At 32.9% G+C, this 22,970-nt stretch carries 23 protein-coding genes; 14 read left to right on the forward strand and 9 right to left on the reverse strand.

Translation table 11 applies throughout. From position 1 onward, the window contains the following. Positions 1-127: 127 nt before the first annotated feature. Together IPJ53_13365 and IPJ53_13370 are read left to right on the forward strand one after the other, a co-directional pair. The gene (locus IPJ53_13365) at positions 128-478 is read left to right on the forward strand and encodes a helix-turn-helix transcriptional regulator (protein ID MBK7800085.1); all 351 of its coding nucleotides are present in this window, start codon (positions 128-130) and stop codon (positions 476-478) included. Next, positions 475-978 (forward strand): hypothetical protein, encoded by a 504-nt coding sequence (locus IPJ53_13370; GenBank protein ID MBK7800086.1) that lies wholly within the window; start codon positions 475-477, stop codon positions 976-978. The genes IPJ53_13365 and IPJ53_13370 overlap by 4 nt, the downstream gene beginning before the upstream one ends. 73 nt (positions 979-1,051) lie before the next feature. Here IPJ53_13370 and IPJ53_13375 read toward each other — a convergent pair whose 3' ends face one another. The 8 genes from IPJ53_13375 to IPJ53_13410 all read right to left on the reverse strand — a co-directional run bounded on the left by IPJ53_13375 (position 1,052) and on the right by IPJ53_13410 (position 11,562). Then, positions 1,052-1,660, reverse strand: a complete 609-nt coding sequence (locus IPJ53_13375) for an SEC-C domain-containing protein (GenBank protein MBK7800087.1) — start codon at positions 1,658-1,660, stop codon at positions 1,052-1,054. Next, entirely contained in the window at positions 1,638-2,609 is a 972-nt protein-coding gene (locus IPJ53_13380; protein ID MBK7800088.1) for a hypothetical protein, read from the reverse strand. The genes IPJ53_13375 and IPJ53_13380 overlap by 23 nt, the downstream gene beginning before the upstream one ends. Before the next feature lie 4 nt (positions 2,610-2,613). After that, the gene (locus tag IPJ53_13385) at positions 2,614-3,654 is read right to left on the reverse strand and encodes a patatin-like phospholipase family protein (GenBank protein MBK7800089.1); all 1,041 of its coding nucleotides are present in this window, start codon (positions 3,652-3,654) and stop codon (positions 2,614-2,616) included. Positions 3,655-3,689: 35 nt separating this feature from the next. Then, positions 3,690-3,893 carry a hypothetical protein gene (locus IPJ53_13390; GenBank protein ID MBK7800090.1) on the reverse strand — a complete coding sequence of 68 codons (204 nt, stop codon included), beginning with the start codon at positions 3,891-3,893 and terminating at the stop codon, positions 3,690-3,692. 21 nt (positions 3,894-3,914) lie between these two features. Further along, a complete protein-coding gene (gene lexA, locus IPJ53_13395; GenBank protein ID MBK7800091.1) occupies positions 3,915-4,556 on the reverse strand; it encodes a repressor LexA in 642 nt (213 codons plus the stop codon). 341 nt (positions 4,557-4,897) lie between these two features. Beyond that, positions 4,898-5,818, reverse strand: coding sequence for a restriction endonuclease subunit M (locus IPJ53_13400; GenBank protein MBK7800092.1), 921 nt, complete (start codon positions 5,816-5,818; stop codon positions 4,898-4,900). Between the two features lie 3 nt (positions 5,819-5,821). Continuing rightward, positions 5,822-9,793 (reverse strand): Eco57I restriction-modification methylase domain-containing protein, encoded by a 3,972-nt coding sequence (locus IPJ53_13405; GenBank protein MBK7800093.1) that lies wholly within the window; start codon positions 9,791-9,793, stop codon positions 5,822-5,824. 2 nt (positions 9,794-9,795) lie between these two features. Next, positions 9,796-11,562, reverse strand: a complete 1,767-nt coding sequence (locus tag IPJ53_13410) for a DUF262 domain-containing protein (protein MBK7800094.1) — start codon at positions 11,560-11,562, stop codon at positions 9,796-9,798. 472 nt (positions 11,563-12,034) lie between these two features. Here IPJ53_13410 and IPJ53_13415 point away from each other — a divergent pair, with 472 nt between their 5' ends. The 12 genes from IPJ53_13415 to IPJ53_13470 all read left to right on the forward strand — a co-directional run bounded on the left by IPJ53_13415 (position 12,035) and on the right by IPJ53_13470 (position 21,638). Further along, positions 12,035-12,514 carry a JAB domain-containing protein gene (locus IPJ53_13415; GenBank protein MBK7800095.1) on the forward strand — a complete coding sequence of 160 codons (480 nt, stop codon included), beginning with the start codon at positions 12,035-12,037 and terminating at the stop codon, positions 12,512-12,514. A 33-nt stretch (positions 12,515-12,547) separates the two neighbouring features. After that, on the forward strand, positions 12,548-13,495 hold the full coding sequence (locus IPJ53_13420) for a DUF1738 domain-containing protein (GenBank protein ID MBK7800096.1): 948 nt from the start codon (positions 12,548-12,550) through the stop codon (positions 13,493-13,495). A 397-nt stretch (positions 13,496-13,892) separates the two neighbouring features. After that, on the forward strand, positions 13,893-14,186 hold the full coding sequence (locus tag IPJ53_13425; GenBank protein ID MBK7800097.1) for a hypothetical protein: 294 nt from the start codon (positions 13,893-13,895) through the stop codon (positions 14,184-14,186). A gap of 207 nt (positions 14,187-14,393) precedes the next feature. Further along, entirely contained in the window at positions 14,394-14,624 is a 231-nt protein-coding gene (locus IPJ53_13430; GenBank protein MBK7800098.1) for a hypothetical protein, read from the forward strand. Between the two features lie 10 nt (positions 14,625-14,634). Beyond that, on the forward strand, positions 14,635-15,654 hold the full coding sequence (locus IPJ53_13435; protein ID MBK7800099.1) for a hypothetical protein: 1,020 nt from the start codon (positions 14,635-14,637) through the stop codon (positions 15,652-15,654). Next, a complete protein-coding gene (locus tag IPJ53_13440) occupies positions 15,635-16,339 on the forward strand; it encodes a hypothetical protein (GenBank protein MBK7800100.1) in 705 nt (234 codons plus the stop codon). Before IPJ53_13435 ends, IPJ53_13440 begins: the two co-directional genes overlap by 20 nt. Before the next feature lie 159 nt (positions 16,340-16,498). After that, entirely contained in the window at positions 16,499-17,941 is a 1,443-nt protein-coding gene (locus IPJ53_13445) for a type IV secretory system conjugative DNA transfer family protein (GenBank protein MBK7800101.1), read from the forward strand. Then, positions 17,922-18,464 (forward strand): hypothetical protein, encoded by a 543-nt coding sequence (locus IPJ53_13450; GenBank protein MBK7800102.1) that lies wholly within the window; start codon positions 17,922-17,924, stop codon positions 18,462-18,464. The genes IPJ53_13445 and IPJ53_13450 overlap by 20 nt, the downstream gene beginning before the upstream one ends. Next, positions 18,461-19,429 (forward strand): relaxase/mobilization nuclease domain-containing protein, encoded by a 969-nt coding sequence (locus tag IPJ53_13455; GenBank protein MBK7800103.1) that lies wholly within the window; start codon positions 18,461-18,463, stop codon positions 19,427-19,429. The genes IPJ53_13450 and IPJ53_13455 overlap by 4 nt, the downstream gene beginning before the upstream one ends. Positions 19,430-19,727: 298 nt before the next feature. Further along, a complete protein-coding gene (locus IPJ53_13460; GenBank protein MBK7800104.1) occupies positions 19,728-20,465 on the forward strand; it encodes a TIGR04255 family protein in 738 nt (245 codons plus the stop codon). After that, positions 20,465-21,001 carry a hypothetical protein gene (locus tag IPJ53_13465; GenBank protein MBK7800105.1) on the forward strand — a complete coding sequence of 179 codons (537 nt, stop codon included), beginning with the start codon at positions 20,465-20,467 and terminating at the stop codon, positions 20,999-21,001. The genes IPJ53_13460 and IPJ53_13465 overlap by 1 nt, the downstream gene beginning before the upstream one ends. Next, positions 20,994-21,638: a hypothetical protein gene (locus IPJ53_13470; protein MBK7800106.1), complete on the forward strand. Its 645-nt coding sequence runs from the start codon at positions 20,994-20,996 to the stop codon at positions 21,636-21,638. Before IPJ53_13465 ends, IPJ53_13470 begins: the two co-directional genes overlap by 8 nt. On the opposite strand, the gene IPJ53_13475 is transcribed toward IPJ53_13470, so the two are convergent. Then, positions 21,628-22,851 (reverse strand): site-specific integrase, encoded by a 1,224-nt coding sequence (locus IPJ53_13475; GenBank protein ID MBK7800107.1) that lies wholly within the window; start codon positions 22,849-22,851, stop codon positions 21,628-21,630. The genes IPJ53_13470 and IPJ53_13475 overlap by 11 nt on opposite strands. Between the last annotated feature and the right edge of the window lie 119 nt (positions 22,852-22,970).

Raw genomic sequence — 22,970 nt, forward strand, 5'->3', positions numbered from 1 at the left:
CCACAAAACATGGAGCGTGGGCGAAAAAATTTGCCGAAATGGCAATTAATGCCGTCTACGAATGGTCGATAATTAAAAATATACTTAGGGCATCAGGATTATTATTCCTGGTGCCCATTTTTTATATATGTCAAATATCCCAAATTATTTAAAAGTATATCGCAAGCGATCACCTTTACAACAAGAGGACATGCTTTCTATTTCCGGAATGCAAGATATCTCAAGTATTTCCAGATATGAAAAAGGTCAAAGAGAGCCTACTACAGAGATTCTACTTGTTTACCATCACATTTTTGATACTCCTATCGAAGACTTTTTTATACTGGAATCTCAAGTTATGTTGCCTAGATTAATCGAACGGATGAAAGAACGAATTAGAAAGCTAGAAAAAGAAGATCAAATAACATTAAAGAATACCTCTAAAATTAAATTTCTTGAACAAGCCATTATTAGATTAAAAAATATAAGTACTCTATGAAAACATCAACAGAAAAAATGAAAATCATCTGTGCCATTTATCCAAATGCCAATGGATTTGGATTTGTGTATTTGGAAAATGCGAGAAAGTTAATTGATTTTGGAGCCGTCCGAATCAATCCAATAAGCAATCGAAAGGTATTGGAAAGAATTAAAAAATGCTTTAAGTATTTCCAACCAACTCTTGTTATTACACTTGATCCAGATGGTAAAAGCTCAAGAGTCGGCAGGCGCACTAAAAAACTAATCAATAAAATTATTGCTTTTGCCGAATCAGAAAAACTCTCAGTTGTTCAATACACCCGTGATCAAATCAGGGATGTGTTTGAGGGATTTGGAAAGACTACAAAGTATGAGATTGCTCAATTTCTACTTTCTGAATTTACTGAGCTTGAACCTAAACGACCAAGAGAAAGAAAACTTTGGATGAGTGAGGATAGGAATATGGCAATTTTTGATGCATTATCCTTGGCTATGAGTTGGTTTTTTCTTAATGAATAAGCAACAGCGATGAAAATAATGATGAAGCAAACCTTAAGTCCTAAACTAAAATTTCTCATAAAACTCAAAAGATCTAAAGCTTTTTCGATAGCTTACGAATTTGATTAGCCATTTCCCAATGACAATGTTTTAGTTTAAGATTACTACCGCAATAACACAAGCTATTTCTTCCTGGTTTACTATTTATATATTCAAGTTTTGATTTAATTTCAGTTCTATTCTTAGTGCCAAATTCTTCTTCAAGTGTTTCCCATATTCCTTCTTCTCCATGACTATAATCTCCATTTTTAAACTCACCAAAATGTTCATAATATATTTGATTGGCGAAGAATGGAATTGTATATTCTTTAATAAAATCATAAATTGAAAATGGTTTCATTTCCATTTCAATTTGTTTAAGAGGATCACAAAAACAACAAACGCCATCTCTATTAATATGCCTTTTATCTTCCCGGGGTATTTTTTCAGATACTTCTTGTAAGGACGCAAAGCCTAAAGGGTAGTTGCTTTTAAAATAAATTGCCGTTTTGAATTCACCCCATAAAGTTCCTTCATCATCAACAATCTTAAAATTCCCTAAAAGTTTATACTTAAATGCATGATTCTTTAATATTTCATATTCAATTTCTGGAAAATGCACTTTGGCCTTTATGAAGTCTTTATAAAAACGATCCTCGATCATAAAAATATGGCTTGTTACTTCCGACTAATCCTGCTAAAGCAGTTTTGTTTCCTATGCTTACTTTGGTTACTGGGAACCTAGTACCTAAATGCTTTTTCCATAATTCACAAGCATTTTGCTGAGAAGATTCATTTAAGGCTTTGTATGCATCTCCAATAAAATCATCCAGAACTTTTAAAAAATTTGATTTGAATTGCTGATCATAAGAACTCAAAAGATCATCATAAGGAGTAGTAGGCATTATACATTCACACTTTATATTTAAAACTTTTCTTATGTTAACTAAAGTGTTGTATAAAGAAATATCATCACGACTTTTTTGAAAAGAAATATTTTTTGCAACAAGAACTGTCATCGTTATTCCTTTTGGCATTGGTTGTTTCAAACCAATATAATCGCACCAACCTTTTGTGTATTTAATATTTCTAACAAGTTGACCTTCATCATCCTTTTGATTTAATAACCATTCGGTAAACTCTTTCGGATCACTAAGCTCCAATGGTGAATTTTTTACTGCCAGTAATGGGTGTGCCATGCTCTCCGTTTGATAATACAAAGGATAATCAATATGATATTTACCCATTTCGTTTTCCTTATACTTCTTGCGAATGCATTTGTTTCTATGCTCTGCGCCCTCTGTTGTATCGTACTTAACTGCGTCAAAAACCCATTTTTGCAATGTTGTTCCATCTACAGAATCTTTAGGTTCGCGATTGAAATGAATTCCGTCATCCTGATCACAATTATCATCTTGGGTACGAATATTTAAACCATTTTTATGGCTACCTTGAATCCAAAAGGTTGGATCATAACCAGGATGATGTTCTTTAAAATGTTTAATGATCTTAGATCTAGATGATTCTCTTGAATCGCTCATTCGTTCCCTTTTGGAAGTTGGAATAGAGATGTTCTCATCATAATTTATAAATTCTTTATTGCAATTTGCCATAATTTTAAAATTTATAAGTTTTTGTGTTAGTAAAAAAAGCTTCAATATCATTCCATTTTGTACTAGTATAAATATCTCCTGCTTCTTGACCATAGGAAATAAGAGTTCTTATGGCCCTCTTTGATGAATTGTCCATTCGCACATGTTTAAGCTGTTTATTAGATAAAGCTTGTGGATTTATTCTATAATACTTAGAATTTGGAGTAGTATTTAGCAGTTTGTCTACTTGGTAGTTGGCAATATAATCGGTACCGGCCATTGCAGATTTTATAAGCATGTCTTTCCATCCTAAAAAGGAGCGCCTTGATTTTGTTCCTGTGGGCAAGCCTATTGGTTCATCAGGCAATCCAATTGATAAAAGATGTATCCCATTATAATTAAAATTTTGTCCGTCTATTGCATGTGTTTTGTTTAAGAAATGATCTACTGCTTCGGTATAGGCTATCATTGAAGGGTTGTTAGCAAATATACCACCATCAACATATTGATTATTTTCGATTAATATAGAAGGAAAATAAGTTGGTGCTGCTGAGGTTGCTAGTCCGATATCTATCATACTAAATCGTCCGTCGCGTATATAGCTATTAAAAGGTTTTTTGAAAACTGTAGGTCTACCCATTGTAATATTGAATGCCGGAATACATAATAGGTGGTTGGCGGAATCCATGTTTTTTCCTTCAGGAATTACGCTCTTTAATGCCTTTATTAATTCAACATTTTCGTATTTAACAGATGAAAAAACCTGTTTGAACCATTGAATGGTTTTGGATAAAAAGCTTCCTTGTGGGAAAATTAATGGGCCAGAGTCTTCATAGAATCTTGAAATTTGCTCACAAGGAACTTTATTTGTTATTGCTAAAGCTATTAGACCACCAGTCGACGTCCCCGCAATCATATCAAAATATTCTCCAATTGGTTGACCGATTTTCTTCTCAATCTGAGATAGTAATTGGGCTACGTAAATGCCCTTTATTCCTCCTCCATCAATTGAAAGGATTTTGAACGCTGTACTATTTATAATTTCAGAATTAGTAGTGTGTGTCATTTTGTTTTGGGAATATTATTGTAGAATGTGTGTAATTATTTCTTTCGATTGTAAGGAGACTGATTTGTTGGTTTTAGAGAAATATTCTCTGCACTTGATTTTGTATATATTGAGTCGGGAGTTCTTCCCAATTTTAATCCGATAACACGGGTAGGCGTGTTTTCCTTTACCAGTGTTTTTAATTGCTTAACTTCTTGTGAAGTCCATGCTTTTCCAGAGTTGCGAGTTGATTTGCTCATAATTTATATTTTAATAATTAATTAATAAAGATCCGATGGAAGTATTGCGACAACTACTCCTTGAATCAAACAATTTTCTGATAATACTATAGGGGTATGAATTTGGTTATTAGATTTCGGCCTGAGAATCACTAACTGATTCTTTTTTTCGAATACTTTAACAGTTGCTTCTTCATTTATGAGAGCAACAACTATCTGTCCGTTTTCTGCGGTGAATTGCTGTTGAACTAAAAGAAGGCAACCATCTTCAATCCTTTCTCCTTTAATTATAGCTTCATTCATTGAATCACCTACAACTCGTAAGAGAAAATATTTATTACCAGGCTTAGCTATTACCGTCGAAATTGGAATTTGAGCTTCGACGTTTTGCTTTGCCAATATTGGAATACCTGCAGCAATTGACCCAACAAGGGGAACCATTACTGTAGAAATAGTTAGACTGGTTCTTAAAAGCTCGTTGTTCAAACGAATTTTATTACCTCCAATTCTGGTTATTAATCCCGCAGTTTCCAATCGATCAAGAGCCAATACTGCGGATCGAGGGGAGGATTTACCTGTAATCTCATTAATCTCCCTTAATTTAGGGGTTTCCAAGCCATTTATCAATCGGCTTCGTATTAATGCATATACCCTTTTATCTGATTCGCTTAAAAATTCTATCATGGTAAAACATATTTTATACCATTTTATACAACGAAGCAACTACGTATAAGGTTCCAATATAATATGATTATTTTGTCAAGTTCTTAAAATAATTAATTAATATGCTGATAAACAGCCAATTATGTTATAATAGATGTTTATTTAAATATTACAATAGGGCTTCTTTAAGAATTCATATTTGAGCAAATTGACCGAAGAAAGGTATGCTTTGCACTACTGAGGATAGGAACACAGCTATTTTTGATGCGTTGTCATAGGTTCTGATATGGTTTTATCTTAACTATTTATATATATAATTACTTATATTTCTCTGTAAAATTCGGGCATAAAATTATTTTTTCTTATTTTATAAGATCTGCAAACCTTATAATTTTATTCTTACTCCAATCCATAATATTGACATACATTCCGTTGTGCTTATTTGGCCGATTGTATTTACATCCTTCACATTCGTTTATTTCCACTCTATCTGGTATTTTTTCAAAAAGTGTTTGTTCCCCAGGAATAACTCTCGTTTCATGATGACATGACATAGGCACTACATATTTTAGGCCGTCCATTTGGAAAATGTTCCAGCTTATAATTTCTGCTAATTCCTCTTTCGTCTTGAGAGTCGGTTGTAGTTTAAACTTTTCCTTGTAATAATCGATAAATGTATATAGTAAATTCTCGCGTGCAATTAGCACATTATCACCCTGCCAATCATAACCATAACTTGCCTTAAATGCTTCTTTTGCCCAAAATATCCATTCTTTTTTAACTTTGCAATACTTTGATACTACTTTTAATTTTTTATCTAAAAAACCAACACGTTTATTTAAATCAATAAATTTACGTGTATGCAAAGTTGGACTATAACGACTCACAATAAACGGCGCTTCACCACAGGTAATTTCCAATTTAATTTCATGAATGTACTCTTGCCAATTATTTATATTGATTAAACGATTTTCTACTGATTTATTTATTTGATTTACAGTTTTCAATGGAGTAAAAACTTCAGCCTTATCCTTAGTACGTCTACGCTGTTCTTCAAAACTCTTAACAGCCCGCGGTTGTATAAGTAGACCAAATTTACCAGTCACTAATGCTGGTTTAATACGTAATTTTGGCGAAAACTCTTTGCCGTATTTTTCATAAGAATCAGTTGCCCAGAGAATATTCTTCTTTGTCGTTCGATCAGTCAGTAAAATATCAAGCAAATTGCCAGTTCGAAGTAATGTATTTTCGAGTATATCAATATTCTTCGTCGATGTATTCATAATCTATTTCATAGCCTTCACGTGTGTTTCAATGAAGTCAATTTCGTTTTTATCCAAACCATATTTCTTATAAAGCTGTTTATCTATTTCAGGAATTGATTTTGACCAATCAATATCGGATTTATTTGTAAAAGCTTGTAGAGGCACGTTTTTCCAAGTACTTTTCGGATTATCTTGTGTGACCTTAAGAGTGCCTAGCATAACTCGACAAAATTTTGTCTTGATATACTTCATGCAGTTATTTGCTTCAGATTCACTGTTAAATGAACCAATTTGGATAAATGAACCAGTACACCCTGTAAGGGGTTCCCCTATTAGGGGTGTGCTTATAACTTCACCAATAGCACCACTACCATTTGATTTTGGTATAAATACTTTCCAATTTTTAATATTTTGATCAGCAATTAATTCACTTTTTATATAACGCTCAGCTCTCTTGTTTCCTTTTTCTAAGCCAACTATCTTTATGGTGTAAATTGTATCCTTCTTGACCTTAAAAATATCAGGAAACTTTTCAAAATAGTTAGGTCGTATACGTACCTCTGTTGGAAATAGTTTGTCTATTGGCTTATTTGTTTTAGTTTGAGGAAGAATAATATTCTCGAATCCACCTGTTTTTGTCTTTGCTAAAATACTTACAAGTTCTACATGTCCTACAAATAATCCTCCAAGCCCACCACTTGGATTGTTTTTATTCCAAAGCGTAATACAAACACCACCTTTTATATCAACACCAGAAAATATCTTTTGCGAGTTTGGTTCATAAACCGGTACGCTCAGATGCTGATCGTTGAGCATTTGCTTATTCCATTCTTTGGGTGTGGCACCAGCGTTAAACAAAAATCGTGCAGGATGAATTAAACTTAAGTAATCAGGGTCTAGACTCTTGGCTGCTTCAAAGAACAGATGATATACAGGTGTGGCAAAATTAGTATCAGTAGTTACCTGATATGGCGGATTTCCTACAACGGCTGTAAATTTCATATTTTTATTTGTTAAATTAAATTTCTCTAATAATTCGACTTTCAGGTTATAATCTTTATAATTTTCTTTTTGCTGAAGTTTTTTAATTAAATCTTCAATATGGATAATATTTGTTTTAAAATTCTTATTGTATCCTGCTAATGTTCGGCATGTAATACTTTGCGCCATAGGACTTTTACATAGTACATAAATGTTATCTTTCAGCACCTCTGCCCATATCTTTTGCGCCACTTTCTCTTCGGGTTTTTTTATTTTTACTAGCTGTCTTGAGTACACGTTGTAAGCAGCAAGCAATGGATATAAACCAGATTTTGAATTTATCTCTAGTATCTTTGTGTCATCCTGTGACCATATACTTGTATAAACGTCTTTACTTTTCCATTCCGGTTTTCCAGTTTTTCTATCTCTAAAGTCATTACAGAAGTCATAGCCACCAAAAGCGACTGTCAAATGCTTGTTTACAACATTCCATGGCGTTAGCACTGTTTCTTTGTCAGGATTCTTGAATGTTTTAAATATTTCTGCGATCGCCTGTATTCGATCTGTCGGCAATAGATCGTCGCAATCAAAAGCTTTGGCGCGGATGCTGTGAGTGACACCTTTAAAAACATCTTCATCGTAGTATTTAGTAAATTCCCGAAAGCCTTCTTTCGTCAGGCCAGCAGGCATAAACTCTTGCCATGATTCTTCATCAACAAGATCAATAAACCTTTGTAATGTTATATTCTCTCGTATTGACACGTTCGCGCCATACACCAACATAGGCATACGGATACTAACTGCTCTTAATATGCTAATAGCAGATTTCTTTTGGTCACGAGCTTCTTTTAATTTTTTCAAAGCCTCCTTTTGTTCTACTGTTAGCTCTTGTTTTTTCTGACGCTCGGCTTCTTCTGCTTTTTGCATCTGAAGCTCATCCATTCCGAGTTCGTTAATCTTTATTTCATTCACTTTTTCACTAGAAGATTTTCCAACAATATTTTTGAGTTCATTAAACTTTGCTATATCTAGTTCACTGAGTTTTAATAATTCATCGTTGTATAGTTTTGGATCATCAAAGCCGTTACGACTAACACGTTCAATAATTGCCCTTTTGAGCTGGCCAAGCATTGCTTCAACATCATATGGCTTCATTACTCCGCCCTTTGATGCAAGAATAGGACAAAAATTTAGAAATTCTCTCATTGCATCTTTTTGCTCTGGTGAATTTATTTTTCCAGATTTGTGGTTTAGCTCAATAGCTTCAGCGACAAGTTTCAAGGTGCGATCCGGTGCAAAATCAAATACGTAACCTTGCGTTTTTAGTTTACCGTCTATTTTCGCTGGTGTTTGGCATCGAAATGATGTTTGCAAATAAGTAGTTGCAGAGTTAGTGTCAGACATCATAAAGACCGCTGTCCATTCAGGAATAGATGCACCAGTTGTGAGACGCTGACCCGTCAATGTAATTGTATAGTCATGATCTTTAATTGCCCTAGTAACGCGATCCTTGGCGTCTTTGTCTTCCTCATCATCACGACTATCTCCAGAAATATTTACGATTCCAAATTGATTAGAACCAAAAATCGAGTGATCTTTAAGAAGCTTTGCCATTGCTTCAATAACTTTGACACGATTTGGCAATAGCCAGAGGGAGTGTTTGTTATAGTTACGATATTCTTCTGTGGCATATGGAAACTTTGTAGGTAATGTATCGTCAGTCAGTAGATCTAAGAATTTTTTAACCATTGACTCGTGCACAAACTCAGCCGTATCATTACCTTCATCATCTTTGTGTACACGAAAAAACTCATGAAATTTAAAAGCACCATCTAAGGCATCGTGGAAATTTTCACCAATGCTACCTATATGGTTGGCAAACGTATCTATGTCATAGGTAAATATGCTAAGCGCGGGCAGTTCAGCATAAGGGTTTGGTATTCCTGGATTTTTTTCATCCCAGCTAAGTTTTGCTTCTTGCTCCATAACATAATCCCACGTGTATATATCTTCTTCTTCGTGTTTATGTAAAATATTGAATGGTGTCCCAGAAAGTTGAAGCGTAAAATCCCTCGGTATTTTTAAAAAAGTTGCATCACCAAGGTTGCTTTGCGTTCCTTCATGAGCCTCATCAACAATAAGCATATCCCAAGTGGTATCAAAAACTTCTTCGTTTTTATCAAAACCTCTAGCTTGAGATCCTGCAGATCCGTCTTCCACTACTCGTTTCGATAGGCGTAAATCTTGTAGTGATGCAAAGTAAACGAAAGACTTGTGACCTTTAACAAGTGTCTTAATATCCTCTCCTTCCGTCTTGGAAGAGTATTCGTAATTTGCACTTGCCAAGACTTGATCGAAATCATTTTTCCAGTCTACACTCACGCTAGGGCGATGAGTAACAATAAGAACTTTCTGCATGTTATTTTCTTTTGCTACCTGCATTGCCGCGGAAGTTTTACCGAAACGCATTTTTGCGTTCCAAAGAAAATGTTTACGATTTTTTTTGATAGCTTTGGTAGTTTTATCAATGGCATCGAGCTGGTTTGGACGAAACGGAAATTGAGAAACTTTAGGTGTAGTTCTTTCTTCAGTTGTTAGTGATTTACGGCCTTCTTTTACTGCTTGAATAGCTTTCTTTGCCACTTCTAAACTAACCTCAAACCACTCAGAATGTACATTCTTAATATTTTCTGATTTCCGCTTATAGCCTGAACGTTTAAGAACTTCATGTACATCATGATCAGAAAAATATTTATTATCGTTAGTAATTGCTAGCCCCGAATATTCGAGTTTATATGAAATATCGGCGGTTTTTGTCTGTTGTTCTATGCGATTATTTGAGGCTAAATCAATTTCCTTTTGTGTTGGATTAGTAGAGCTTGTAGTCGCACTACCGATCTTCAAACGACCCTTATGTTGTTCATCTGGAATAGAGTATACATAAATTACGCCATAGGAAAAGGTTTCATTTATCTCATTCTCTTTATTAAGTTTATTGACTACATTTGACATAGTTATATCTTATTAAAAGCCCTTTTAATAATTCCGGTCATTAGCTTTCTTCTTTCATGCAAAAATTGGTTATATTCAAGCTGATAAAAATTTTCTGGGATAGCGTGTTGTTTAAGCATTTCGCTTAATTCATTATCAGTAAATCGCTTTTGCACCATAGCAAAATAGTCACTTGGCTTTTCGTCGCTAATTTCAATATTATCTTCAAATTCCAAAAAAGTCAGATTGGCGATTTGATTGATTTTTGCCTTATCTTTATTTCTATCAAATCCGTACTTTGAAATAAGATAATTGCGAGGGAAAATATGATGTCTCTCCAATCGTTTCTTTTTGATTTTCAATGATGGATCATATAAATCTCCAACTAATTTGCGGGAGAATAATACAGGTGAGCCCAATTTGCATAGCGAGGCATAAAAAGCGTTAGCTTCGGGGCTGCGAGCCGATGAAGTTTCCATTTGGCTAACAAGTGTAATATCCCAAAAATCACTTGTAAGATTTTCACTAATTATTTTTTCAAGTCCGGATGTGAAGCCGTCGATATTAAATTCCTTGATTTTGTTAAGGTCTTTTTCAAAAGCAGTTTCAGGTGATGAAGAATATCTACCTGTAAGAGAAGACATCACAAACCAGCGTCCGATGATTCTTTGAAGTTCGTGATTTTGAGTCTTAAAATTTTGTTTGCCAATAAGAAAGAGGATGTAACTATACAAAACGGCACTTTTTGAAGAAATCAGCTCTTCGTCTTTGTAACCACCACCTATTAATACTTTCAAAAAGCTTTGCCAATTAGTATTATCAAGAATTGTTGGCAAATTCAATTTTAGTTTATTAAACTGCAGCGTTCTATTTTCTTCTGAAAATTCACCAGTTTCCATGTCGCGTCCGCGAATAATTGAGTAAACATCTTTCATCTTTGCACGATGAAAAGTAAGCCCAACTAGTACACGAAGCATATCGTCAGGATCAGGTCTTATAAGGTAATTAAAAGAAGAAAATCGTTTTTCTTTTTCTGGTACCCTACGAGATTCTCTACAAAACTCTTCAATATCTTTTCGTCCCTCCTCCCAATAGACCGAGAGAAGAGTAAGTATAAAGTCAGCTTGAGTTAAACTCACACCCGCACTATTAATTCTCACAAAAATATCAGAAACAATTTCTTCTTCCAGATTAGGGGCTATCTCTAAGGCCGTTAGTGGATATTTGTTTATGTTAATTAAAGATTGAATATTAGCTGAAATTATCTTTTCATCTTCTTTGCTAAGTTCTCTTTTTTCTTTAAGTTTTTCTATAAAATTACTTATAATAGCAAAATCTCCATCTCCTGCCCAAAGTGAAGACAAGTCAGGAATAAATTCAGGATCATTGTCTGTAGCCGCATCAGCTACTTTAAAATTAGAATCAAAAGGCCTAAATGCAATTTTTACTTTTTTATGTTCATAGTCAACGGTCATTATTTCTTGATTTTTCATTACCGCAAAAAGCGCAGTAAGTCTTTGTTGCCCGTCAATAATTAAAAATCTAGGTATTTTTCTTTTCTTTTCTTCAAAACCAATATTCTTATAATCAGTCCTATTAGCATTTTCCCAAAATAATAAATACCCTATAGGATACCCCCTATAGATAGAATCAAATAAGTCTCTGACCTTTGAGATATTTTTTGACCAAACAAAAGGTCGTTGCAAGTCTGGTAAGGCAATATCACCAATTTCAATATCTTCTATAAGTTTTCCAATTGTGTAATCTGTTGTTTTAAATACTTGTGCCATAAATTTATTTTAAAAGTTCTCTATTGGGGGTTTTTAATTTCTCAGAAAATAATTTGACATTGGGATCAAGGGCAATATGGACTTGTGAGTTTTCAAGATAAAAAAAATCCATCCGGCATCTTCAAGGAGTTTATTGATTTTAATTCTTGCTTTGGCTTCCTTGTTGTTTGACATGGTTCTTTATGAATATAATGGTTGATTTTGCCTTTTCTTATATGAATCTAGTATAGCATTTTATCGACTTCCTTCAAAGCCAAACAAAGCTTCTGCCAATATAGTTTGTTCTTTAGAAATTTAAAAATATTGTATAAATATAATGCATTTTAATTTATAGGCAATTAAAATACAATCAATTAATAAACAGTTTGTTAGAATAAAATTACCAAATCGGCAATTTCTGCTGTCTTGGTCTTATTGATGAATAAGAATACACTGGTTTGGAATTATTCTTTAACAATTTAAACCACTAAGAATGAAAAATCAAAAAGGCGAAAGCCAAATACCTCTACTTTTACAAGTTGCGGAAGTAAAGGTTAAGTATCAATCCAATTTACCAATTGATAATCATCCAAGAATTAATAATTCTTCGGATGCAGAAAAGATATTCCGGATAAATTGGGGTGATGACATGGAATTGGTTGAGGAATTCAATGTGTTGTTCCTTAACCGAGCTAATTATGTAAAAGGCCTATTGCGACTAAGTCGTGGCGGATTGACTGGAACAGTCGCTGATCCACGGATTTTATTTGCCACTGCATTGAAAGGGCTTGCTGTAGGAATTATTGCTGGGCATAACCATCCTTCAGGTTCTTGTAAACCAAGCACCCAAGATATTGAGTTGACTAGAAAGTTGAAAGAGATTGGAAAACTCCATGACATTCAGCTAATAGATCACATCATACTTGCACCACATTCTGGATTTTATTCCTTCGCAGATGAAGGACTACTCTAGGTAATTCATTTTTCACTTTTAAAATTTATTGCAATGAAATCTACAACAGAACACAAGGTTCAACAATCTACTAATTTCTCACTATATGATGAGGTGACAAACAGAATTATCACCATGATTGAACAAGGTGTAGCTCCTTGGAGGAAAACATGGAGCACCTTCGGGTTAGCTCGTAATTATTTATCCGGCAGATTGTATTCCGGTATCAATTACATTCTAATGAATAATACTGGACATCCTATCCCATATTTCATGACTTTCAATCAAGTTAAAAAACTTGGCGGAGGTTTAAAGAAAGGAAGTGATGCATACAAAGTCATATACTTTAAGGTGTATTACAAGGATAGTGATGATAATACTCTTGTGCCGGCTGTCGCTAATGCCAAATACCTAAAAGGTAAAGATATTAGGATATTGAGATTCATTCGTTATTACAATGTTTTTAATGTCGAAGACATTGAAGGTATTGAGATAGAGGATAGCCGGTTTCCGGAGGTAAAACTAATAGATAATGAGAAAATAGCCAGATGTGAGGAAATCATTAAGAATATGCCTAACCCTCCAGATTTGAGGCAAATTGACGCAAATCGAGCCTTTTATTCCCCTTCTCAAGACTGCATTAACATGCCTGCAATCAGACAGTTTGAGACTTCGGAACATTACTATGCCACTTACTTTCATGAGTTAATCCATGCCACTGGACATTCATCCAGGCTGGCAAGGACTGAGGTAATGGATTTTTCCGGATTTGGAACTATATCTTATAGCAAGGAAGAATTGGTTGCCGAAATGGGTGCTTCTTTCATTTCAAGTTATTGCCAAATCAATTATGATTCAATAGTTGAGAATAATGCATCTTATTTGGCAGGTTGGCTCAAGGTTCTTGAAGAGGATTCAAGATTGATTTTCAAAGTTTCTGCGGAAGCACAGAAAGCTGTGGATTACATATTAAGTACAGGATCTGCGAAATTGGTGGGCTAAGCAGTATTAAGAAATTATATAAATAGTTTAATTCCCTTCAAGGCGTAAGTTTTGAAGGGAATTTTAATTTCCATTTATCCAAATAAGTAAATAATCCTAAAAAACATTTTATTATTGCACCGCTTTTTTGCATGACATGATTAAGCTTTTTCCAGAATTGATCAGTTTAAATGGCTTAAAAATTCAACTGTAAATGAATTTCCTTACATAATTAAATTATTTTATATATTAAAGTAATCAATTATTCTTTTATATTAAAATATAAAAATTATTGATATTAAATAAATTGTGAAATAATATTTTAAATATTTAATTAATACTTATACATAAATAAAGAGAATGTTAATTATTTGCAAATATTAGGCAGCATTTCATTTAAACGTTGCCTCTTATTAGTATGAAGTTAATATTTTTTATCATTGCAAGAAGATCTAACAATAAGGGTGATCCACCAGATGATTCCTGCTCGAATAAGGGCATTTCAAGTATTTATTTGAAATGTCCTTTAAAAATTAATCCCAAAATACCAATACAAAGAATTGCAGTATTCTTTGAACAAAAAAACTCGAAAAAATATAAAGGAAACAATGTTGCTTTCGATTTAAATATTGCTAAAAACATTCCAAGTATAAAAAGGCCTGTTCAGTTTTTGAACGGGCTTTTTGCATTTATAAATAAACAAAATAAATAATTGAAATGAAATAAAAAAAAGCCAGCACCACAAAGTAGTACCGGCCTTTATATTTTGTCAATCGGCCAACCGTTGAAAATAACCCGATGACAAAAGAACTGAGGCAAATATAATGCACTCGTTGTAATTATAGAACTTTTTAAAATAAAAAGTCAAGGCATTTCTATTACGGTGGTATTGGCATATGAATAATAAAAAATTATCCATATGAAAAATATACCTCATAATTTTTACTCATCCAAAGGATTGACAGATCCATCCTTAAATCAACTATCCTCAAACGAAGCCTTTACAACTTCCTTGAGAAAGTTTAATGAGATATCTTCTTGTCGACATTTAAAGCTAAATTCTGTATTTCGCGATTATTTTTCTGGCACTTCCAACGAAGTCCCAGACCAAATAATCTATGGCCCCAGCAATCAATTTCTTAACAAATAAAACTTAGTTTATGAAAAATGAAATTTACACATTTCAATTTGGTCTACGAGTTGAAGAACTCGAAAATTTTATCGCAGCTGAAATCCAAAAGATTAAAGCTAAAGCTCATCAAGATATTGATATAGCAATATCTCAAGGTATTTTGACTATTAACCTACTGCTTCTAGAAATCACTGCTTTCTTCGAAGTATTGAAAGAACATGTAAACCAGAGACTCAATCCTGAGATTGAAAAACTAACTGAAGAAATTTCTCAAACAATTATTGAGGAGTTAAAAGAAATTACAAAATCCAAACAAGATGCAAATCAAAAGAAAATAGGGACTCTGGAAGTTGATGTTAAACGGACTAAGCTCTCTTATGATTGGAAGAATTACAAATGGATCAAAATTGCAATCCTTTCACTTTGTTCTATTGATGCTATGGCCAATTATTCTAGTTTGCAAGTTTTAGTTAGCAATCTATTAGTTGCAATAATTTTGGCATTGGCAGTTGCAATTGGTCTAGCCTTCGGAGCACATATTCTAGGATCCAAAATTAGATTTGCCAAAACATTAAAAGAAAAAGCAATTTGGTTTGCAGTTGGATTTATAGGAGCTAGTGCAGTTTTCTTTTACTTAGGAATGCAAAGACAGGTATTTTCTGATGATGGCTCAACATTTTCTAATTCACCAATTCTTTGGATGTTGTTCAATGATTTCTTCTTTATAATAGCCTTACTCCTCGCTTCAACAAAATTGCCCACAAGAGAACAGGTGCTTGAGTTTAATGAATTAAATGATAAAAAGAATCAAATATTACAATTAAAACACCAAAATGCAGAATTGGATAAAGCCCTTCAAATTGAGGAAAGTAAAGTCAATGAGAATAAACAAAAGCTTGAGGCATTTAAAAAATACAAGGAAGGTCTATTAATGTCCTTGGAGAAAGAAAAGGAACTACAGCATGCAACGTGCTTAAAAGAGCATGAATTGAAAAATGGAAGAATATTGCTAAATAAAAATTTAAATAATGAAACAAAACTTGCATAGTGTAATATTTATTTTAATCTTTTTTATTGGTCAGTCTTCTTGTAAGACTTTAACTTCGGAAACTATCATAATACTTGATCTAACTGAGGAAACATTTACTCATATATCTATCAATGAATACAAAATCATTTCTAGTCTGAATGACAATGTATTTAATGGTGAGGTGGTTCGAATACAGCCAATCACTGAAAATGGATTTAATACTGTGGAATGCCATAAAATTGAAAGGGTGGCATCATCAGCACTGGGAAATGAATATCAAAGACGTAGTGAATTAAAGAAGTTCTACTCTTCCATCGATTCAAGTTTACAACTTTTAAAAAAAGGTAGAACCAGGCGAAGTGGATCTGTGATTTTTAAAATACTTAGTGAAGAATTGAATCATTTAAATAAGTCGAAAGCAGATAAGAAAATACTTATTATTAATTCAGATCTCATGGAAAATTCATTTATTGATTTTACTAATTCCAGCAATATTGAGAGGATTAGGAATAATCAAAATGAGATTGAAAAGCTTTTAACAGATAAATATCCTGTTGCCGATTTAAAAGGTATTTCTATATACATCATATACAAGCCAGTTAATAAATGGGATAGCGAGAGATTTGAGTTAGTATCTGATTTCTATAAGAAACTATTTGAGTCTAAAGGAGCAATTGTTAATGTAAGTGGAAATTTAAATTAAGCCTATGACAAATCCAATTGTTCAAAGAGTCCTAGAATTGTCCAAGACCTTAATTATAACTGCTTTCAAACTTGCATCATTACTGTTTGCTTTTTCATGTAAGATACTAGGCTCGATATTAATCAAGACCGGAGAATTAATTTATAAAATGGTAAGTAGATGATTAGGGTTATTGGATTTGTTTTTGAGATTGTATTTGAAGTACTGTCTGCAATAATAAGTGGTTTGTTCGAATTCATTTCTGCATTGTTTGATCAGGAACGGAAAACAGAATTTGATGCCGTATTTTTTCCGCCTCATGAAATTATGAGAAAGCAGGATAAAGGATTCTGCTTAACTGGTGAATATTGTCTTTCAATTTCTGAAAGTTATAAAAACGCAATTGCCTTGGGTGGCTCCGGTTCTGGTAAGAGCTCCACAATATTGATCAATAGTGCTTTACTAATGGCAAAAGGTAATTCAAGTTTAATCTTTAATGACCCAAGCCATGAAATACGATTATTGGTCAGTGGTGCTCTTATCGAACTCGGATATGAGATAAGAGTGATAAATTATAACAGTCTTAATTCCGAATGTTTTAACCCATTAAAACGCTGTCAGACTATTTCAGATATTCAGAAGCTTGCATCACTTCTTGTCAGAAATGCATTAGGTGATTCTAAAGATCCGTTCTGGAACAAAAGTGCCGAGGCCATTATATCTCTATTCATCCGGTATTTGATTTTTTATGCTGAACCAGAATTCAGGACTTTATACAATGTTTTGCATTTGATAAATGTATTCGCAGGCAATCCAGAGAAGATGGACAGGTTAATAGTTATAGCAAAGGATGAAAAAATGTTATCCGAATACAAAGCTTTTGTTGCATATGGAGACAAGACCCTGTCATCAATACTCGCTACAGCCAAAGCATCATTAACTCTATTCACAGACGAAACAGTTGCAAGTATAACTTCAATTGATACTATTGATTTTTCGGAATTTCGAACTAAAAAGGTAGCTTTGTTTATAAACAATTCAGTTCCGGATATGCACTATTATAGTGCTTTATCATCCTTGTTTTTTCAGCAATTCTTCAACGAATTATTGGTACGCATTCCGACAAAGAATGAAACCAACATATTTTTTCTTTTAGATGAAGCCTCTTCCATGTATCTACCAGGTCTGTCAACAACCATATCGAATATCCGGAAATATAATAGCGGTATACTTCTAATTTATCAGGATTATCATCAATTGGAACACGTATACGGATCTTATGAAGCAAAGAACATCACAGCAAATTGTTATGCAAAAGTTTATTTACCAGGACAACCAATTGAAACATGCAAAATATTGGAGACTACACTCGGAAAGTTTGAGTATGAAGATGAAAATGAAGTTCGACACATACGTCAATTGATGACAGCAGATGAGATCAGAATGTCAGACCGAGCAATAGTATTGATTGGAAACAAGCCACCGATTCATGCAAAGCTAAGGCCGTATTACAATGATTGGAAACTAAACTCATTAACGATGCTTCCACCTTACGAGCCTTCTAATAATTTACCATTTGATATTCCTCCCTTAATTCATTTGGATGAGAAAAAGAAAGCTTAATGACAAGAGCAATTTATTTTCCTTTCTTAATTCCAGTGGCATCCTTGAGAATGGTACACATAATCAAATTCAAAAAGTAAGAGCCGAGTATTGGAGAGAGTATAAAAGAAAGTGGAGAAATGCTAAGCGCAAATCAGAGAAAGAAATTACTATTTCATTTACCCAGGATGAATTCAAAGAAATAAGCAATGAATCTAAGCGACATAAACTTTCTCGTACTCAATTTATTAAGAAAGCATGTTTTGCATATATTAACAAGATTTTCATTGTGCCCGATTCAAAAGAAGTAAAAAGAATTGCTCAACAATTATCAATGACATACAACTCAATTCAGGGATTAATAGAAGAAAATAGTATTGAATTCAAATCAGGTAGATCAATTTTGGAAGCCATTATTAAATTGGAACGAGAAATACTACCGGTATTAAATAATCCCAAGTCTTTAGAAGCATTAATTAAAGAGCATTTTTTGAAAAATCCGAATAATAAAAACGTATTGATTGAACACATTAATTCAATATGATTCTAAAGAATCTCACAAGAAGATCAAATACCGGCCAATTAGTAAATTATCTTTTCAAACAGGAAAAAGATGCCAAGCAAAAACCCATTCTAAAACATAATTTAAGAAGTCGGACAACTAAAGGTTGGACAAAAGAGTTGGACAAGAATTTTGAATTAAGAATGCATAGGCGAAAAGATAATATCCGGCTTCATCATACCATTATCTCCTTTTCAAACAAGGATAAAAAGCAAATCAATCAGGATTTATTAAAGGACATAACAAAAAAATATATTGAGCTAAGAGGTAAGGATAACATCTATTTGGCTTCATCCCATCATGACAAAGAGCATATTCATCTTCATATAGTTATGTCCTCTACCAAATTAATCACCGGTGAATCCAATAGAATTTCAAGGCAGGAATTCAGAGAATTGAAACTCGCTTTGGACGAGTATCAAAAAGTAAAATATCCTGAACTTGTAAATAGCCTGCCTGCTCATGGGAAATCACAAAAACTCCAGCTTACAGATCCGGAGCAGAAGCTCCAGGATCGTGAAGGAAAATTATCACAAAAGCAAGAGCTTTTGGAAACTGTTCAGACAGTTTATAGTCGATCAAAATCGCTTGATAATTTTCTTTCTGAGCTCAAATCCGCGGGGTATAATTCGTATAGTAGAGGTGGTAAAGTTTATGGTGTTGAGGATGAGTCTGGACGGCATTATCGTTTTAAAACCCTCGGATATGACCTCAATAAGCTGGAGGAATTAGACCGGCAAGCTCAAGAAGAAGCGAGGCAACTTCAAGAGCTTGCTAGTCTCAGGGATTCCAAAAGTCAGGATAAAGAACAAGAGGATCAGTTTGAAAGAGAAATTGAAGATGAACGAAAGAATGAAGCAAAAGATGCGGAATCCAACGATTCAGAAGGTGAAAATGACGATCTAGATACAGACGATTCGGACGATGTTGATTTTCGAGATGATTAACTCAGGATGCTGATTTGTATAAGTTGCAAGATTGCATTTCGCCATGGCGATATGAATATCTGCCCTATGGCGAAATGCAATCTTGGTGGGAGACCCACACCCCTATTTGCATTTACGCACAAATAAAAATAATTTATGGCAAAAAATATAACTAGTTAATATTCTGATAATTATATATTTTACATTTAAAATTTATTAACTTTATAGAAATTTAACTACATATTATATAGTATATTGCCAATATTTTGATCCATTGGTACTTAATTTGCGTTATTGTTCAATAAATAGTAAAATTAAAATGGGTAATCCTGTAAAAATTACTCCCGATCGAATTAAATCTGCTATTGTAGAAATAAAATATACTTCAAAATTGCCATTCGAGGTAATAATTGGCTTATTTTATAAAATTTTAGATGATACATATCATTATACAAATCGTCCTATACAACATATTAAAGTTGAGGAAGGTCCAGAAATTCCTCTTGGGATTCAACATATTTTTTACAACAATAAAATTCACTTGCATTTACAGCCAGGTTCACTTGTATTTAACGGGATTCAAAAAGATGCGAATTCTAACATTTATAATTATATAGGATGGGATAATTATATGCCTGAAATTTTAAAACTACTCAATGAAATAAAAGATCAAGACATCCTTGAAAACTATTTAAGAATAGGAATTCGTTACAATAGCGAATATCCTAAAATTGATATTAGATCTTCTACCAAGTTTAATTTTACTTTTGGATTCCCTGAAATTATTTCAAATAAATTTAGTTTTTCATCTGAATTCATACATAACGAGCATAGAGTTATACTTCAATTATTAAATAAAAATAACACATCTGATCCAAATAACATTAAAGCAACATCAGTAATTGATATTGATATTATTAAAGAGAATTTAAATATTAATAAAAATGATTTCGAACAATTAATTCCAATTATTACTAAGGCACATGACCTTAAAAAGGAAATTTTTTTCAAATTATTACAACCAGATTTTTTTAACAGTTTAAATCCAACATATTAATGCCGTTCGTACAAACACCGTTAATCGAAAATAATTTTAATATTAGATTTAATGATTCTGCTATTGAATCACAATATTATTGTAAAACCATATTTGTCCAAAACGATAATTTAAATAATAGTTTGAATTTATCAGATATATTGGATAATGAAACTTATGTTCAACTATTAAATAAAGCGGAAGAGGAGATGGTGTTAAGTAGTAAATATTATAATCTTAATAATGATAAAAAAATTCTAAATAATATATTTATAAACATTTTACCTGGTATATTTAGTCTCAATCCAGACAGTATAAGCGCCGAATTAACTTATAATAGAAGTATAATTTTCACGATCTTAGTTCAGAATATAATATATTATGTTGAATCATTTTTTGAATTTCAAGAAATGGATGATGAAAGCATTTATAGCAAATTCGATAAAAATAGTGGTGTAAAAAGCTATATGGGTTCGATTAAGCAAGTTATAGATCATCTAACATCTGAAATTAATTTTAAATCATTACATACCAGAGAATTGGGGGTAAATGTTTGAACAGCATCTATATCCTAAAATATTATTGCCTGGTGAAAACAAATGTATCTTCTGTTGTAGCTTAGATGAGTATCACTTAATTCGGTTTTCTCCTCCTGACGTTAAGTTAACAGATGATGTATCCGGGCACTTGACCGATAAAGCAATCGGAGAACCTAGTTCAACACATATGCCGGATCTATCAACCTCGCTTTTCGGTATTTATGATACAGAACATACAAAAATTGAAATATTAAAAACAGAATTAACGGAGTATTGTGAACCTAATTATCAAGCTACTATTCCAATTTATTCAAATGATTTTATTTTTGATACTAATCGAGGTTTCTGGTTTGTAAGAATAGGTGAAATTAAAGGAAAAAAAATTGAATGCACTCATAGAGATGAAACAATCGAAGCAATTTGCATTATTGAACACACGCCAACTAAATGCAATTTCTGGCATTTCTCAGTAAGGTGGTATGTAACAGGCTTAAATGATAATTGGCATAATTTAGAAGTTAGAGGCAATAATTGGTGGAGAAAACTTGCACACTCTGCAAGGATATTTATTAAAGGATTTGGAATAACTAATGAACCGGAAAAAGTTGCAATTGAAATAAATTGCTATAATACTTCTGGATTAATCAATCACTAAAATTAATAACTGAATTTAAGGCTTCATCTGTATCTTGGTTTATAAAATTAGATTGATATCCAATTGTAGTAAGAATAGATGTATGTCTATAAAGCTTTTGAAGCATTTGAATTGAAATTCTATCACCAGATAGATTTCCAAAGGTATGTCGAGCAATATGCATAGTTAGCTTTTTATCAATTTCCAGTTTTAAAGCAAGCTTCTGCAATGCTTCATTGATTGTTTTAGTTGCATTTGAAATTTTCTTTTGAACTTCAAATAAGTCAGAATGATTGTACACCCTATCAAGGTCCGAGAAAACAAACCCAGTTTTGATCTTGGAAGTGGACTTATAATTTGCCAAGATTGAAGTAGCTTTTTCCGGAATTTTCAAAGAACCACTTTTTGCATTTTTACCCATAGTATAACTAAGCCTTCCATCATCAATATCTGACCATTTCAGACGAAGTAAATCCGATATTCGTATTCCGGCAAAATAAAAAGATAATAACCATAGATTGCGAGCATGATTTAATGAAGATTCAGGTGATAGTTTAGCATCTTCGAGTTTTTTAACTTCTTCAATAGTAAGACTAACCTTTTGAGATTCCGGAAATTTAATCCGTATTTTATCTTTACCGAACGGATAAAACTTACTCTCTACAAGGTTATCTTTAATGGCTTGGCTGAATATTGTTCTAATTACCACTAAATGGTTAATAATTGTTCGATCTGTTATTTCTCTAGTGCCCTTAAGATAGGCTTTGAATTTATTGAGCAAAGGAACAGTTATGTCTTGAAATGAGATATCTTCACCTTCCAAAAATTCTATAAATCTTTTTATTCTTGGTTTGTCAGCAGAATATCGATTGTATTTACCGCTTTGTTTTAAGCCGTTTAAATAAATTTCAGCTTGTCCAATAAACTTTGAGGAGCCTTTTGATTTTATATTGCGCTGGATTGCTTTTGCAGTTGCACTGGATTTCTGAGTTTCTATTTCCAAAAATTTCTTATTCGCTTCAGTCAATCTTTTTAAAAGGAAGATGTTTAATTCATGGTGATTAGGATGAGTTTTTTTCACTTTCTGCTTGACCTGATCCCAATCATTTGGATCTAAATATTGCCCCAAATGAATTACAGATTTCTTTCTGTCCTTAATTATTTGAATGCAGAGCGGTAGCTTTGATTCCTTGTTGGGTTTATTAACTCGTTGGATGATTTTAATAGATGCCATAACGATGGTATTTATCTCGGGTCGAACAAAGGTCGAACATTTTATGGACTTATTTGATATTTAGAGCATTAATTAATTTTATAAATACCTATATATCAATCATATAAATTCAAATCGAA

Origin of the sequence: Candidatus Vicinibacter affinis, assembly GCA_016714365.1 — a bacterium.
In the GTDB taxonomy this organism is placed as follows: domain Bacteria; phylum Bacteroidota; class Bacteroidia; order Chitinophagales; family Saprospiraceae; genus Vicinibacter; species Vicinibacter affinis.

Coding starts and splice junctions, on each gene's coding strand:
- IPJ53_13365 (MBK7800085.1), top strand. CDS start 128: ATGTCAAATATCCCAAATTATTTAAAAGTATATCGCAAGCGATCACCT.
- IPJ53_13370 (MBK7800086.1), top strand. CDS start 475: ATGAAAACATCAACAGAAAAAATGAAAATCATCTGTGCCATTTATCCA.
- IPJ53_13375 (MBK7800087.1), bottom strand. CDS start 1,660: ATGATCGAGGATCGTTTTTATAAAGACTTCATAAAGGCCAAAGTGCAT.
- IPJ53_13380 (MBK7800088.1), bottom strand. CDS start 2,609: ATGGCAAATTGCAATAAAGAATTTATAAATTATGATGAGAACATCTCT.
- IPJ53_13385 (MBK7800089.1), bottom strand. CDS start 3,654: ATGACACACACTACTAATTCTGAAATTATAAATAGTACAGCGTTCAAA.
- IPJ53_13390 (MBK7800090.1), bottom strand. CDS start 3,893: ATGAGCAAATCAACTCGCAACTCTGGAAAAGCATGGACTTCACAAGAA.
- lexA (MBK7800091.1), bottom strand. CDS start 4,556: ATGATAGAATTTTTAAGCGAATCAGATAAAAGGGTATATGCATTAATA.
- IPJ53_13400 (MBK7800092.1), bottom strand. CDS start 5,818: ATGAATACATCGACGAAGAATATTGATATACTCGAAAATACATTACTT.
- IPJ53_13405 (MBK7800093.1), bottom strand. CDS start 9,793: ATGTCAAATGTAGTCAATAAACTTAATAAAGAGAATGAGATAAATGAA.
- IPJ53_13410 (MBK7800094.1), bottom strand. CDS start 11,562: ATGGCACAAGTATTTAAAACAACAGATTACACAATTGGAAAACTTATA.
- IPJ53_13415 (MBK7800095.1), top strand. CDS start 12,035: ATGAAAAATCAAAAAGGCGAAAGCCAAATACCTCTACTTTTACAAGTT.
- IPJ53_13420 (MBK7800096.1), top strand. CDS start 12,548: ATGAAATCTACAACAGAACACAAGGTTCAACAATCTACTAATTTCTCA.
- IPJ53_13425 (MBK7800097.1), top strand. CDS start 13,893: ATGAAGTTAATATTTTTTATCATTGCAAGAAGATCTAACAATAAGGGT.
- IPJ53_13430 (MBK7800098.1), top strand. CDS start 14,394: ATGAAAAATATACCTCATAATTTTTACTCATCCAAAGGATTGACAGAT.
- IPJ53_13435 (MBK7800099.1), top strand. CDS start 14,635: ATGAAAAATGAAATTTACACATTTCAATTTGGTCTACGAGTTGAAGAA.
- IPJ53_13440 (MBK7800100.1), top strand. CDS start 15,635: ATGAAACAAAACTTGCATAGTGTAATATTTATTTTAATCTTTTTTATT.
- IPJ53_13445 (MBK7800101.1), top strand. CDS start 16,499: ATGATTAGGGTTATTGGATTTGTTTTTGAGATTGTATTTGAAGTACTG.
- IPJ53_13450 (MBK7800102.1), top strand. CDS start 17,922: ATGAGAAAAAGAAAGCTTAATGACAAGAGCAATTTATTTTCCTTTCTT.
- IPJ53_13455 (MBK7800103.1), top strand. CDS start 18,461: ATGATTCTAAAGAATCTCACAAGAAGATCAAATACCGGCCAATTAGTA.
- IPJ53_13460 (MBK7800104.1), top strand. CDS start 19,728: ATGGGTAATCCTGTAAAAATTACTCCCGATCGAATTAAATCTGCTATT.
- IPJ53_13465 (MBK7800105.1), top strand. CDS start 20,465: ATGCCGTTCGTACAAACACCGTTAATCGAAAATAATTTTAATATTAGA.
- IPJ53_13470 (MBK7800106.1), top strand. CDS start 20,994: ATGTTTGAACAGCATCTATATCCTAAAATATTATTGCCTGGTGAAAAC.
- IPJ53_13475 (MBK7800107.1), bottom strand. CDS start 22,851: ATGGCATCTATTAAAATCATCCAACGAGTTAATAAACCCAACAAGGAA.